Annotated in this window: 14 protein-coding genes; 6 read left to right on the forward strand and 8 right to left on the reverse strand. The window is 63.3% G+C overall.

The window, feature by feature from the left end:
• Positions 1-1,038, reverse strand: coding sequence for a DUF3667 domain-containing protein (locus ABWP89_RS16290; protein ID WP_353230611.1), 1,038 nt, complete (start codon positions 1,036-1,038; stop codon positions 1-3).
• 145 nt (positions 1,039-1,183) lie between these two features.
• On the opposite strand from ABWP89_RS16290, the gene ABWP89_RS16295 reads away from it, so the two are divergent.
• Genes ABWP89_RS16295 through ABWP89_RS16315 form a run of 5 tightly spaced genes read left to right on the forward strand, consistent with a single transcriptional unit; the run spans position 1,184 to position 5,649 of the window.
• On the forward strand, positions 1,184-2,797 hold the full coding sequence (locus ABWP89_RS16295; protein WP_353230612.1) for a peptidoglycan DD-metalloendopeptidase family protein: 1,614 nt from the start codon (positions 1,184-1,186) through the stop codon (positions 2,795-2,797).
• Between the two features lie 48 nt (positions 2,798-2,845).
• A complete protein-coding gene (gene hemB / locus ABWP89_RS16300; RefSeq protein ID WP_353230613.1) occupies positions 2,846-3,838 on the forward strand; it encodes a porphobilinogen synthase in 993 nt (330 codons plus the stop codon).
• Between the two features lie 27 nt (positions 3,839-3,865).
• Positions 3,866-4,768, forward strand: coding sequence for an FkbM family methyltransferase (locus tag ABWP89_RS16305; protein ID WP_353230615.1), 903 nt, complete (start codon positions 3,866-3,868; stop codon positions 4,766-4,768).
• Between the two features lie 28 nt (positions 4,769-4,796).
• Positions 4,797-5,363 carry a gamma carbonic anhydrase family protein gene (locus ABWP89_RS16310; RefSeq protein ID WP_353230616.1) on the forward strand — a complete coding sequence of 189 codons (567 nt, stop codon included), beginning with the start codon at positions 4,797-4,799 and terminating at the stop codon, positions 5,361-5,363.
• Positions 5,344-5,649, forward strand: coding sequence for a DUF167 domain-containing protein (locus ABWP89_RS16315; RefSeq protein ID WP_353230617.1), 306 nt, complete (start codon positions 5,344-5,346; stop codon positions 5,647-5,649). Before ABWP89_RS16310 ends, ABWP89_RS16315 begins: the two co-directional genes overlap by 20 nt.
• Here the strand turns inward: ABWP89_RS16315 and ABWP89_RS16320 are convergent.
• From ABWP89_RS16320 to ABWP89_RS16330, 3 genes are all read right to left on the reverse strand, one after another.
• Positions 5,609-6,247 carry a YoaK family protein gene (locus ABWP89_RS16320; protein ID WP_353230618.1) on the reverse strand — a complete coding sequence of 213 codons (639 nt, stop codon included), beginning with the start codon at positions 6,245-6,247 and terminating at the stop codon, positions 5,609-5,611. The two genes, ABWP89_RS16315 and ABWP89_RS16320, sit on opposite strands and share 41 nt — an antisense overlap.
• 37 nt (positions 6,248-6,284) lie before the next feature.
• Positions 6,285-6,686, reverse strand: coding sequence for a group II truncated hemoglobin (locus ABWP89_RS16325; RefSeq protein WP_353230619.1), 402 nt, complete (start codon positions 6,684-6,686; stop codon positions 6,285-6,287).
• A gap of 74 nt (positions 6,687-6,760) precedes the next feature.
• Entirely contained in the window at positions 6,761-8,362 is a 1,602-nt protein-coding gene (locus ABWP89_RS16330) for a cisplatin damage response ATP-dependent DNA ligase (protein WP_353230620.1), read from the reverse strand.
• Between the two features lie 115 nt (positions 8,363-8,477).
• Between ABWP89_RS16330 and ABWP89_RS16335 the strand changes: the two genes are divergently transcribed.
• On the forward strand, positions 8,478-8,795 hold the full coding sequence (locus ABWP89_RS16335; protein ID WP_353230621.1) for a hypothetical protein: 318 nt from the start codon (positions 8,478-8,480) through the stop codon (positions 8,793-8,795).
• 235 nt (positions 8,796-9,030) lie between these two features.
• Here the strand turns inward: ABWP89_RS16335 and ABWP89_RS16340 are convergent, their stop codons facing one another.
• From ABWP89_RS16340 to ABWP89_RS16355, 4 genes are all read right to left on the reverse strand, one after another.
• A complete protein-coding gene (locus ABWP89_RS16340) occupies positions 9,031-10,035 on the reverse strand; it encodes a ligase-associated DNA damage response exonuclease (RefSeq protein ID WP_353230622.1) in 1,005 nt (334 codons plus the stop codon).
• 328 nt (positions 10,036-10,363) lie between these two features.
• On the reverse strand, positions 10,364-11,158 hold the full coding sequence (locus ABWP89_RS16345) for a uracil-DNA glycosylase family protein (protein WP_353230624.1): 795 nt from the start codon (positions 11,156-11,158) through the stop codon (positions 10,364-10,366).
• Between the two features lie 61 nt (positions 11,159-11,219).
• Entirely contained in the window at positions 11,220-12,359 is a 1,140-nt protein-coding gene (locus ABWP89_RS16350; protein ID WP_353230625.1) for a hypothetical protein, read from the reverse strand.
• A gap of 46 nt (positions 12,360-12,405) precedes the next feature.
• The gene (locus ABWP89_RS16355) at positions 12,406-12,777 is read right to left on the reverse strand and encodes a hypothetical protein (RefSeq protein ID WP_353230626.1); all 372 of its coding nucleotides are present in this window, start codon (positions 12,775-12,777) and stop codon (positions 12,406-12,408) included.
• Positions 12,778-13,246: the final 469 nt, after the last annotated feature.

A 13,246-nucleotide genomic window follows, 5' to 3' on the forward strand; every position in this document is an offset into this window, starting at 1 on the left:
CTAATCCGCGCTCTGCGCCACGATCAGCAAGGTAAAGACCACCAGCGCCAGTACGGCGAACACCAGCAGCGCGGCGGTGCGCGCGATCGCCCCCAGACGTGAACAGCCATAAGTGCCGCGCAATTGGCGATACATGTGCAGCGGCGGCGCAAACACCATCAACACACCACCCAGGCCAGAACCCACAGCCTCTGACACGATCGCCACCACTGCCAGCAGGGTCATGAAACACAGCGAATACGTCACGAACACCGTATGGTCATAGAGCGCAAAGCGCCGGCTAAACGGAAACAGCAACCAGACCAGCGGCGCGGATATCGGGATCAGCAGCCAGCTGAACTTGTAGGCGTGGGTTTCCACTTTGTAGAGCGCCAGCGCGGGATTTTCGCGTGCCCTGGCAACCATGGCGTCGATCGCGGTGATCCCGGTCTGGACCGAAACGCTGCCGCCTTTCTGCTTGTCCCCGGCCTGGATGGCCGCGCGCACCGGTTGCAGGCTGGCAATTTCATCATCGACATCTTCGGTATCGGCATGGCGCGCGACCAGCATGCTGCGTTGACGGGTCAGTTCTGCCAGCCTGCTGTTGATGGCGGCCTGGCTTTCCACCACTTTGCCGTCGAAATCATGCGCGGACACACCGTCATGGTGCGATGTCTGCTGGATCGTGGCGTACATCACAAACACGCAAAACAGAAACAGTGCCAGCGGTGACACAAACCGGGCGCGCTGGCCGTCGATATAGCGCCGGGTAAGCGCGCCGGGGCGAACCACCAGCAGCGGCAGCGTGTGAAACACGCGCCCTTCGAAATGGAACGCGCCATGCAGCAGGTCATGGAAAAAAGCGCCCAGCGTGCGGTGAACATGCGCGCCCTGGCCGCAGGCATGGCAAAACGCCCCGGTCAGTTGCGTGCCGCAATTCAGGCAGGCGGTTTCGTGGGTATGGCCATCGGTTTCCTCCGTGGCGCTGCGCCTGCCGTCAACCACGCTGGCGGTCAGCGCGCCATCAATCACATCACCCGCCATACCAGTTGCGCTCATGCCCTGCGTTCCCCCTTGCCGCCCGGGCAATGGTACCACGCAGCGGCCCCTGTCTGCCAGTACGCCGTCGATCGCTTTACCGGGGATTAACTCTGCTCGTGCACAGATCACATCTCGCTGGCGGCAGAATGGAAAGACAACGCGCATGGCCTTTGTGGGCCCCGATACCGCGCTGATCGAAGGGCGCAGCTTTGGCCGCGCCCGGCCCGGACAACCGGGCACGCGGCGCGTCGATGTGCTGCGCGGCACGATCGATGTGGTCCTTCCGCCGCCGCCGCCAAAACCGTCGCTGCGCGATTGGCCGCACCCGGTGGCGCGGGCGTGGGACCGCTGGTGCCGCAAAATCGAAACACGACTGGCCGGGTCTGAACTCGCGATCGATTTGCGCGCCGCACCGGGGGCACTGCACCGGTTGGGTGGCACTGCGCGTCTGGCCCTGCTGGCCTGCCCGGCGCTGCTGGCGTGGCCCGCCATGACCCCGTTCGACGCATCGCCTGTGCCGCTGCCGGATGGTGCGGAACAAGTTGAACTCCATGCCCAGGCGATCCGTCCCTTTCTGGCCGGCGCCACCACCGGGCGGCATTTCGCGGCGACGAACCGGGTCGCCCGTGTTGATTCAGTGCCCGAACGCGCGACCATCGCGCTGACCGCGGTGCTGGGCGAAAATGATGATCTGGCGCGCATGCTGCAACGACTGGGGCTTGGCAGCGGCGACGCCACCACGGTCAAGGCGCTGGTGGCGCCGCTGACCGGGCGCGATGCGCTTATGCCCGGCACCCGTTTTGCCATCACTCTGGGCCCACGTGCGGTGGCGGGCGATCCGCGGCCATTGTTGCAAATGGCATTCCGGCCGCGCTTTGATCTGAACGCCACGGTTGAACGGCGTGGCGGCGCGCTGGCGCTGACCACTCGCCCGGTCCCGGTGGACAGCACGCCCCTGCATCTGGTCGGCGCGGCGGGCGCCAGCCTTTACTTCGCCGCGCGTGCCGCTGGTGCGTCTCCCGATACGGTGCAGGCCTATCTGCAGGCGGTTGATCAGTATCTGCCGCTGGAAACGATCGAGCCGGGTGACCAGTTCGAACTGGTGTTCGCGCACAAGCGGGCAATTGGCGGTGCTGGCGACGGCAACCGCGATGACACCGGCCAGGATGGCGATCTGCTCTATGCCGGGGTGCTGCGCCAGGGCAAACCGCTGCTGCAGGTGATGCGCTGGGGCAATGACGGCAATTTCTATACCGCCGATGCGCTGGCCAGCGCGGGCGGGCAGGGTTCCGGCCTGATGGCGGCGCCGGTCGCGGGCAACATCACATCGTGGTTCGGAATGCGCCGGCATCCTATTCTGGGGTTTGTGCGCATGCACGCCGGGGTCGATTTCGCCGCCACCTATGGCTCGCCGATCTATGCCGCCAGCGACGGCGTGGTGTCGTATGCCGGGTGGCACGGCGGCCACGGCAATTATGTCCGGCTGGATCACGGCGGCGGGATCGATACCGGCTATGGGCATATGAGCCGGATTGCGGTGGGCGCCGGCGCCCGTGTGTCGCGCGGGCAGGTGATCGGCTATGTCGGTTCGACCGGGCTGTCGACCGGGCCGCACCTGCATTATGAACTGTTTCGCGGCGGGCAGCCGGTTGATCCGCTGTCGATCCGCTTTGTGCCGCACCACAACGCGGTCAGCCCCACCGAAATTGCCGGTTTTCAGGCAAAGATGCGCCAGTTGCTGGCAGTTCCGCGCGCAGGCGGCGCCACCGGGGCCTGATCAGAAATCCGTTTGCCTATACCGCGTGCGCCGATAAGACTGTTGGCCATGACCAGCTATCCCCACGTGCGCCTGCGCCGCACCCGTACCCAGGCGTGGAGCCGCGCGCTCCATCGCGAAGTCCAGATTTCCCCGGCCGATCTGATCTGGCCGCTGTTCGTGACCGATGGTCACGATGTGGAATCGCCAATTGCGTCCTTGCCCGGCGTGTCGCGCTGGTCGGTCGATCGCATTGCCGATCAGGCGCGTATCGCGGTGGCGGCGGGTATCCCGGCGCTGGCGCTGTTTCCCAACACGCAATCTGATCGGCGCAGCCATGACGGGGTGGAGGCGCTCAATCCCGACAACCTGATGTGCCAGGCGATCCGCGCGATCAAGGATGCCTGTGGCGATACCATCGGTGTGCTGACAGATGTCGCGCTCGATCCCTATACCAGCCACGGGCAGGACGGGTTGATCGATAGCGAAGGCTATGTCGTCAACGATGATACGGTCGAGGTGCTGGTCGGGCAAAGCCTGAATCAGGCCGCCGCCGGCGCCGACATCATCGCGCCGTCGGACATGATGGATGGCCGGGTCGGCGCGATCCGCGCCGCGCTGGAATCCGCCGGGCACAGCAATGTGCAGATCATGGCCTATGCCGCCAAATATGCCTCGGCCTTTTATGGCCCGTTCCGCGACGCAGTCGGCAGCAACGGCCTGCTGAAAGGTGACAAGAAAACCTATCAGATGGACCCGGCCAATGCCGAAGAAGCGCTGCGCGAGGTGGAAATGGACCTGGCCGAAGGCGCCGACAGCGTGATGGTCAAACCCGGCCTGCCCTATCTCGACATCGCCTGGCGCGTGAAACAGGCGTTTGGCGTGCCGGTGTTCGCCTATCAGGTCAGCGGCGAATACGCGATGATCGAGGCGGCGGTCGCGGCCGGCGCGGCCGATCGCAATGCGATGGTGCTGGAAACGCTGACCGCGTTCAAACGCGCGGGATGTTCGGGCGTGCTCAGCTACCACGCGCTGCATGCTGCCCGCCTGATGGGGGGTTAGGCCGGCAGGAACGGGGGGCAGCGAAGCGTGGCAGACGACAGCGGAGCGGCGGGCGGCGACCTTGCCGCGATTCTGCAAAAGCTCAGCCTGCTTGAACAAAAGCTCGATCAGGCCAATAGCCAGATTGACGCTATCAGGGAACTGGTCGGGCCGTTTGCGGCCACCTTTCCCGATGGTTCGATGCTGTGCCAGACAGTGTTTGGCACAAAATATTTCATCGATCCCGAAGACCGGGTGATGGCGCCGCAACTGGTGGTCTATCGCCAGTGGGAACTGCCGTTGTCGGCCTGGATCGCCAAAGTGTGCACGCCCGATACCGTGTTTGTCGATGTCGGGGCCAACATCGGTTATTTCACCTGCCTTGCCGCCAGCCGGATCGGCAGGGGCGGGCGCGGCCAGGTGCATGCGTTTGAACCCAATCCCCGGCTGGCCGATCTGCTGCGGCGCAATCTGCAGATCAACTGGTCAATGGCGCCGGTGGCGTTTCACGAATGCGCGATCGCTGACACGGCCGGTACGGTGCACCTCTATGTGCCCGAGGGCGCAGCAGCCAATGGCACCCTGTCGCCACCGCGGCCAAAGCTGGCCGGAACCGGCATCACGGTCAATGCCGCACGGCTGGATGATCTGATCGCGCCCGATGTGGCGGTCGATCTGCTGAAAATCGATGTCGAAGGCCACGAATTCGGCGTGTTGCGCGGGGCACAGGCACTGCTGGCGCGCAGCCCCGATATCCGCATCGTGATGGAATGGTCACCGCAGCAAATGCGCAAGGCCGGCGTCAATCCCGGTGAAATTGCCGATCTGCTGCCAGGTTTCCGCTGCCATGACATTTTTGGCCATGGCGAAGGCGCAGGATCGGCCGAACCGCATGACTTTGCCTGGTTGCTGGCGCAACCCTATTGCAACATCCTGTTTTCCCGCGCCTGAACCGCGCCATTTTTCGAAAGCCCATCGCATGCGCAGCGACATCAGCCTGATCACCATCAACGGCAAAACTCCGCGCATCGATCCATCCGCGTTTATCGCCCCGGGCTGCCGCATCATTGGCGATGTCACCATCGGGCCGGACGCGTCGGTGTGGTACAACTGCGTCATCCGTGGCGATGTGAACCGCGTGGTGATCGGCGCGCGCAGCAATGTGCAGGATGGCACCGTCATCCATTGCGACAGCCCCGATCCGCGCCATCCCGACGGCTTCGCCACGCTGATCGGCGATGACGTGCTGATCGGGCACATGGCCATGATCCACGGCTGCACCATCCACGATCGTGGTTTTGTCGGGCTGTCAACGACGGTGATGAACGGCTGCGTGATCGAAAGCGATGGCATGCTGGCCGCCGGCGCGCTGCTGACACCGGGCAAACGCATCGCCGGGCGGCAATTGTGGGGCGGGCGCCCGGCGGCCTATATGCGCGATCTGACCGATGCGGCGCTGGCCGAAATGCAGCTGGGCGTGGCGCATTACGTGCGCAATGCCCGCGCCCATGCTCAGGCGATCGCCGATGGCGCGGGCAAAGGTTGACGTTCCTGCAGCGGCGGCGATCCAGGCGCTGGCCGATGCGGAAGGGCGGATTGCGCTGCGGGTGACCCCGGGCGCACGGGCAGAGGCGATCACCATTGTCGACGGCCGCCTGCTGGTGAAAGTGCGTACCAAGCCAGAGGATGGCAAAGCGACTGCCGCCGTGCTGAACCTGCTGGCCGCTGCGCTGGGGATCGCACCTTCGCACATCGAACTGCTGCGTGGGGCAACCACGCGCGAAAAACTGGTCAGGATTCCGTCGGCAACCGGCACGCCACCAGCACCATGATCAGTGCCCAGCCGGCGGCGATCCACAGGCACCCGAACGGCAGGCGATCCTCCAGAAACGCGCCAGTCACCGCGCCCGCCAGCAGCCCGCCCCACAACCACGCCCAGCTGGCCGAACCGGGAATCGGCCGGCCTGCCAGGTGCAGCGCGAGCCCCTGGCCCAGCCGTACCAGCGCGCCGGTCATATAGGTCAGCCCGATGGCGACTTCACCGCCGCGCTGAAACGTGTTGTTGATCGCGCCCATCGCCAGCACCAGCGTGGCCAGCATCACATATTCCGCGCCCAGCGCACGCGCGCCCGCGCCGATCAGCAGCAGCAGCGCCACCAGCCCGGTAATCGCCGGTTTGCGCCAGCGCCCCGCCGCCATCGCCAGCAACGATCCGCCGGTGACCCCGCCAACAAACCCGGCGATCAACAGCGCGGGCGCCAGCGCGTGCCACGGTGCGGTGCCCAGTGCCACCCCCAGCCGCGTGGTGTTGCCCGACATGAACGACACGAAATAGCCATTGGCCGACAGAAACCCGATCGCATCGACACACCCCGCCAGCGCGGCCAGCGCCACGGCAAAACGCCGGCGGTTGCGATCATACTGGATCATCGGCCCAGCCTATCAGACCGGCGCACCAATCGGCAAATCAGTTGCGCGCCATGCCCAGCGCCATGCGTGTCAGCATGGCGGAAAGCGCCTCGGCCATTTCGCGTTCGGCCGGTGCGACATCGGCAATCGCGCGTGCCATCGCATCGGCCCATTGCCGCGCCACATCCTGGCCAATCACCATCGGCGCGTGCATCGACATCATGCATTTGCCCGGATTGGCATCCCACCAATCGCGCGGGCCGCCGGCCCACCCGGCCAGAAACAATGGCAGCGATGCGCGCATCGGCGCCAGATCGGCGGCGTGGATCGCGCGCAACGCGGCAAAGCCTGGCTCCGCCTCCATCAGATCATAAAACCGGTCGGTAATCGCGCGGAACACCGCCATTCCGCCGATGCGGTCATAGGGGGAAAGGCCGGGGTCGGCGGCGGTGCTGGCCAAGGGTGTGGTCTTTCGCGCAAGGGGTTCAGGCCACCTTGCCTAGCCGGTCGGGTCAATCGTGGAATTGACAGCGATCAATCCACGATCATCGCCTGCAGCGTTTCCAGCCGGTCCGCCTCGTGCGCCGGTTTGTCGGTGCGGATGCGGGCGATGCGCGGGAAACGCATGGCCACCCCCGATTTGTGGCGGCGGCTGGCATGCACCGAATCGAACGCGACCTCAAACACCAGCGATTTGTCGGTTTCGCGCACCGGGCCAAACTTGGCCACGGTGTGCTGGCGCACATGGCGGTCGAGCATTTTCAGCTCCGCATCGGTAAACCCGAAATAGGCCTTGCCCACCGGCACCAGTTCACCCCCCGCATCGGGATCGCCGGTCCAGCAGCCAAACGTGAAATCGGAATAGAAACTCGATCGCTTGCCCGATCCGCGCTGCGCATACATCAACACACAATCCACGTGCAGCGCATCGCGTTTCCACTTGTACCACAGCCCGGTGCGGCGCCCGGCGACGTAGGGCGCCTGGCGGTGCTTGAACATGATCCCTTCGATCGCGGCATCGCGCGCGCCATCGCGCAACTGTGCCAGCGCGTCCCAATCCTCCGCCACGATCAGCGCAGACAGGTCAAACCGCGCCGGATCGAGCACGGGCACAAACGATTCCAGCCGCGCGCGCCGATCCTGCCACGGCAGCGGCCGCAAATCTTCGCCATCCAGATTGAGCAGATCATAACAGCGCAGAAACGCCGGGGATTCGGTCAGCATCCGTGCGCTGACGGTCTTGCGCCCCAGCCGTTGCTGCAACGCGTTGAAACTGGCCGCGCCGCCGCCGCCAATATCCGCTCCTTGCGCATCGCCCCGCACCAGCAATTCGCCATCGATCACCGCCGGCACACCCAGCGCCGCGGTCATATCGGGAAACGCGGCAGAAATATCGTCCCCACCCCGCGAAAACAGCCGCGTCTGTCCCGCCACGTGGACCAGTTGCACGCGAATCCCGTCCCATTTCCATTCCGCTGCGTATTCGTCCAGGTCCAGCCGGTCCGCCTCCAGCGGGTGGGCCAGCATGAACGGGCGGAACAGCGGCACCCGGTCTGATGATGGCGCCGGCGCGCCCTGCGTGGCCCAGGCAAACAGGGGGGCATAGGGCGGCGCCTGGCCGTGCCAATATTCCTCCACCAGATCGACCGGAACATCAAAACCTTGCGCAAACGCCAGCTTGGCCAGCCGCGCGGATACGCCAATGCGCAAGGCCCCGGTGGCGAATTTCAGCAGCGCATAACGCCCGTCGCTGTCCAGCCGGTCCAGCAGGTCTGCCAGCACCGCGGCGGCATTGGCGCGCGTCGCCCCGGCCAGCAGATCCACTACCTCGGCCAGCAGCGGCGGTGATCCGCGCGGATTGGCGGGCTCCGGCCACAGCAGGCTGGCGGTTTCGGCGGTGTCACCGACATAATCGCGCGACAGCGTCCACAGCACCGGATCAACCCGCTGCGCCATCAACGTGCGCACCACGCCGGCCTTGATACTGGGAAAATCGACCCCGCCGGTCAGCGCCGCCAGCGCCCACCCGCGATCGGGGTCGGGCACGTCGCGCAAATGGCGCACAATCGCCGCCAGCTTGCCATTGCGCGACCGCGTCAGCAGCAGGGTATCGAGCAAGGCGGCAAAGCGTTGCAATTCAGCGGCCCGCCGTGGCCAAAAGGGCGGAACCGGCGGCGCTTTTCACTCCCCCGTTCAGGCCCGCTATGCTAGTTTTCAATCGCAACCGACCAACCATCAGGACAGTTCCCCCATGGCATCGACATCCGCATTGCTGCCCCTGTTTGCCCTTGCCCTGCTCAGCGCGCCGCCCGCGCTGGCCGATGCCGCCGCAACCACACCCGCCCCGGCCACAGCGGCAAAGTTCACGCTCGACACCCCGATCGAGGCGCTGGTGGCGGATTCGCGCAGCCGCGCCGTGATCGAAGCCGACCTGCCGGAACTGATCAGCCACCCGCAATTCGACATGTTCAAATCGATGAGCCTGACCGCGCTCACCGCGTTCGCACCCGATAAACTGACCCCCGAACGGCTCGACAAGGTAAAGGCGGATTTGGCGAAGTTGAACTGATACGGAAAAACGCTCTGACTCACACCAGCCGTCAGTTGATTTAACGCGTCATTGCCGACGGGATCGGCAATCCAGCAAGCATTGAATGCGTCAGCATTCCTGCCACAAGGCAGATTGCCTTCCGGCAAAGACGCTATCGCGTCTGATGTAGTGCTGGATTCCCGATCCCGTCGGCAATGACGAGTGGTGTTGCCCGCCCATTGACCTATCCTGTCATCGCGCCAGACGCCCGGTATCATTCCGCGTCATCCTCATACCCCACCAGCGCCAGCGCGCGGGCGCTGCGCTGGTGGAGCTCACACCACCGCAACAGGGCCTCTTCGCGGCCATGGGTGATCCAGGTCTGCGCCGGGTTGATATCGGCAATGGTCCCGGTCAATTCGTCCCAATCGGCATGGTCCGAAATGATCAGCGGCAATTCCACCCCGCGCTGCTGCACCCGCTGACGCACCCGCATCCAACCGCTGGCCATCGCCACCACCGGATCGGGCAACCGCCGTGACCAGCGATCGGCCAGCGCCGATGGCGGGCAAATCACGATCGCCCCCGCCAGCGCCGCCTTTGGCACCCCCGCCGCACTGCGCAAATCGCCCAGATCAACCCCGTGATCGGCATACAACCGGCACATCCGCTCCATCGCGCCATGCAGCCAGATCGGATCGTGATACCCGGCCACCCGCAATTCGGCAATTACCCGCTGCGCCTTGCCCAATGCATAGGCCCCGACCAAAATCGCCCGATCCGGATGCGCCGCCCGCGCCGCCAGCAACCGCGCAATCTCCGCCGCAATCGGCGGATGGCGAAACACCGGCAGGCCAAACGTCGCCTCGGTAATCAACACATCACACGGCGCGACGACAAACGGCGCACACGTCGGATCAGGCGCCCGCTTAAAATCCCCCGTCACGATCACACGTTCGCCGGCATGCTCAATCACAATCTGCGCCGACCCCAGCACATGCCCCGCCGGCAACAACGTGGCATGCACCCCGCCGCCCAACGACACGCGATCCCCATACTCCAACGCCTGCGCGTCCCCGATATCCCCATACCGCTCCCGCATGATCGCCAGCGTCGCCGGCGTCGCCATCGTCACCCCATGCCCCGCCCGCGCATGATCCGCATGCCCATGCGTCACCAACGCCCGGGGCATAGCGCGCGGCGGATCAATCCACACATCGGCAGGAATGATATGCAGCCCCGCAGGCTCGGGTCGAATCCAGGCAAAATCGGCGATCATGGTGGGGTAATGCTTTGCCGGGGAAAAGGTGTCCTTGCGTAGAGCCTCCGGCGGGCAAGGGCTATTGCCCTTGCAACCCGAAATCTTGGCAATGCGATGCGTTGCAACCCTGTACCACTAACGTCTGGTGTTGCTGCAAAACTGCGATTGGTGGGTTCACTCCCGCATACCGCGATTTGGGCCGATTGTTGACTGGCAGGTTTTAGACCCCGACTTTGGAACAGCCGCCATTCGACAGAGCAAAGAACGTTCGGCAGCTCACGACCAGGTCCGGACAATCCCGATTTCCTCGCCGAACGACAGAAGAGTCCAGGATCGGCCATTCAATTCACGACCAACGCAAGTGCGTGATGCGCTTTACCAGTGCCTCCCTCGCGCATGTCAGTGCGGCTGGGTTCGTCTTGGCCGAACAGCGTTCCGCAGGCTTGTCACCGAGAAAGAAGGCAATGCGTTCTGCATTGGCGCCGCTTGGATGCGGCAAGCCGTCCAGGATCTTAGTTCGATCCACTACCCCTTGGGACGCCAGGTGCTGCATCGCTGCCGCCACTTTGGGGCCAAGAGGGACGATGATAGCGCCTTTGAGGTCGGCCAGTTCGGTGCCGGTGTAGGCTTCTAGCCAGCCGGCCAACTGGCGCGTGCGCACCATGTCCGGCTGCCCCGACCAGTTTTCGCCATCCACGAAAACCGGATAACGCATCGCCGATGTAAAGTGCACAAGGTCAGGCCGGTCCGTCCAGAGCTGCGCCGTCGAGGAAATGCCTAGCAACGCGGAAATCCCGATATGGTCGAGCATCCGCACGAGATTTGCACGCATTGGGCCGGAGAAGCTCGCAAATATCTTAGCTTCGGCAGCCGCGACCTCGACCGGCTTGCCGGCGATGAGTGCCTGCCGGGCAGCGCGAAGCGCATTCGCCGCCTGCACTCGTCCCGGCGTCATACCGACGATCACAAGTCGCGCGTTGCTGTTCACGTGGTCGAACGGCGCATAGATCATCTGGACGCGCTTTCCGCCAATGGTCGCTGCGTCCATTTCCAGCGAGGCAGCCGTGTGGGGATTCTCCATGACCGAAGGGTCGACGTCGCGGATAGCCGCAGCGTAATTTGACAGAAGATGGGGGGTCATTGTTTGGTCTTAATCCTTAAGAATAATAGGGGACTGGTAGCGCGCCAACATCCCGGCGCGATTAGACATTTACCTTTATGCACTGCTCAAAATGAGTCAGTGCTCCGGTCGTGAACCGGTCGATCGATAGCCGCAGGACGCGACCATATTCTCGAATCTGTCCGACGGCGGGAAGTCGCCCCTTACCCGCACGGGCCTCGATGGCAGCCGCGAGTTCGCGTGCCTTCGTAGCCTCCGCCGCGCTAGGCTTGCATTGGTCGATGATATTAGCGAGCGAAATGCCAAGTGAGTGCGTCTGCAAGGTGTGGAGCGCGCGATAAGTTGACGGACTTGTGCCTCGCTCATCTTCCCGCTGAGGCAAGAAGTTCTGGCGGACTTCCAGCCATGCGAGAGCTTGCTCGAACGGCACCAGGCCATTATCCGGCTTGATCTTTTCTTTGCTGAACGAGTTGCGCACTGCGTTTTCCGTCATGCGCGCCAAGAACGCCATGCGCTTGACGCTCAAGGCGGAGCCTTCACGCAATTGCCAGCGGGCGTAGGCCATTTCAGCCGTGACCCGAACGGCGCTATTGTCCCGGTGCATCGGGCTGGAAAAGCGATTGGTATCAGCGGCAGACGCGAGTTCGAGAAACACCTCCAGATCATCGGCGTCCTCTTCGGACATCAAATACGAAGACATTGAACCGAAGGCATAATCATATGCATGCGAGATAACGGACGTCATCGCAAACTTGTCGAGTTTGATGCCGTCTGCGTCACTATCATCAAACGAATTGAGTTCATCCATGTCAATGCCGGCAAAAGCTGTTGCCGCGTCACGCGAAGCAAGCCGCTCGATCAGAGACGCTTGTGACCGCAACGCCTTCTGCAAATCGCTCAACACGACGTCTTTGCCGAAAGGCGGCACGGGCATCGTGTATGTCCACAAATCATCAAGCGCCTCGGTGGGTTCGTCGATGAAGGTGAGCGAAGCCGGGCTTACCAGCGAAGCGGGGTTCCGCCCGTCCGACATTCTGATGGAAAAGCCGCGCTCCACCATTTCCAGCGCCTCGCCATAATTGTCGACTTTGACGGCGAATTCATCGTGATGTTTGACGTTGCCATGCTTTGGATCGCCGAGCACGAACTGGTGCTCGCGATTGCGCCAAGGACGCTCGACAGCTCCGTTTGGCGCGGTGCGGATGATTTGTTTGTAGTACATAGGGCGGCACAATTCCTGTTCGGGTAGGGAAAGAGAGGAGGTGAAGTTAATTGGAGTCTCGCCGGAAACGTTTGGTCTTGGTGGCGACCGTTAGGACGTACCCGTCAGCGATGACAGCGTAGCTGTTGAGCACAGGTTCGAGTAGCCGCAGGGCGCGGCGACCGCCGAACGCACGCGCAAGACGACGTTTGGCTGCTTTGTCCATGAACAGGATGTCGGCACCGTTATGGCGTATTTCACTCCCATATTCTTCAAGCAGCGCGACAGCGATCGGTGGGATAGCGCGATGGATCATTCGGATTTCTGCGTGTCGGGTCAGCGTTTCGTCACCGTCATGCATTATTATGCTCTCGATATCATCGATAACGGTGATATGGACGCTGGCTTGTTGCTCGTCAACCCATATTTGATGATTCATACGATATAACGCTCTATGGTGAGTTTGCGCCATACCTCTTTGGGGATACGAGGAGGCATGCAACGGTCGGACCTCAGGAGGTGTTCAACGTCAGCACGCCGAACCTTTTGGAATCCGCAACAGATTGGACATGGCTAATTGTCAGCGAGATCCGCCGGGAAAGACCGGTTTGGGCTGATGCTACCGCTCGGCGAAGGAATTCCGAACGGCATAAAAGTCCCAGGTTCGGCCATTCACGCCTCTGCTCGCTGGCCAAGGCATAAGGTCCGCATTCGGGAAGGCTTATTCGAGCGTTGAACGGCCGATGTTAGGGCACCAAGCTGCCAAGAATTCAAACGGCTCTCCTGGGCCAAAGTCATTCATTCATCGCGCGCAGCTGTGTAGGCATCGGGCTGCGAGCCGTGATTGTTAAAGGTGATGGCGTCCCTGGACGTGGTGTAGGTTCCGAGGGTAGCGCTGCTGGCCGGAC

It is taken from the genome of Novosphingobium sp. (assembly GCF_040398825.1).
GTDB lineage: Bacteria > Pseudomonadota > Alphaproteobacteria > Sphingomonadales > Sphingomonadaceae > Novosphingobium.

What these genes read in the sequence shown, in the direction of transcription:
- ABWP89_RS16290 (WP_353230611.1), bottom strand. Translation starts at nt 1,038, where the DNA reads ATGAGCGCAACTGGTATGGCGGGTGATGTGATTGATGGCGCGCTGACC.
- ABWP89_RS16295 (WP_353230612.1), top strand. Translation starts at nt 1,184, where the DNA reads ATGGCCTTTGTGGGCCCCGATACCGCGCTGATCGAAGGGCGCAGCTTT.
- hemB (WP_353230613.1), top strand. Translation starts at nt 2,846, where the DNA reads ATGACCAGCTATCCCCACGTGCGCCTGCGCCGCACCCGTACCCAGGCG.
- ABWP89_RS16310 (WP_353230616.1), top strand. Translation starts at nt 4,797, where the DNA reads ATGCGCAGCGACATCAGCCTGATCACCATCAACGGCAAAACTCCGCGC.
- ABWP89_RS16315 (WP_353230617.1), top strand. Translation starts at nt 5,344, where the DNA reads ATGGCGCGGGCAAAGGTTGACGTTCCTGCAGCGGCGGCGATCCAGGCG.
- ABWP89_RS16320 (WP_353230618.1), bottom strand. Translation starts at nt 6,247, where the DNA reads ATGATCCAGTATGATCGCAACCGCCGGCGTTTTGCCGTGGCGCTGGCC.
- ABWP89_RS16335 (WP_353230621.1), top strand. Translation starts at nt 8,478, where the DNA reads ATGGCATCGACATCCGCATTGCTGCCCCTGTTTGCCCTTGCCCTGCTC.
- ABWP89_RS16340 (WP_353230622.1), bottom strand. Translation starts at nt 10,035, where the DNA reads ATGATCGCCGATTTTGCCTGGATTCGACCCGAGCCTGCGGGGCTGCAT.
- ABWP89_RS16345 (WP_353230624.1), bottom strand. Translation starts at nt 11,158, where the DNA reads ATGACCCCCCATCTTCTGTCAAATTACGCTGCGGCTATCCGCGACGTC.
- ABWP89_RS16350 (WP_353230625.1), bottom strand. Translation starts at nt 12,359, where the DNA reads ATGTACTACAAACAAATCATCCGCACCGCGCCAAACGGAGCTGTCGAG.
- ABWP89_RS16355 (WP_353230626.1), bottom strand. Translation starts at nt 12,777, where the DNA reads ATGAATCATCAAATATGGGTTGACGAGCAACAAGCCAGCGTCCATATC.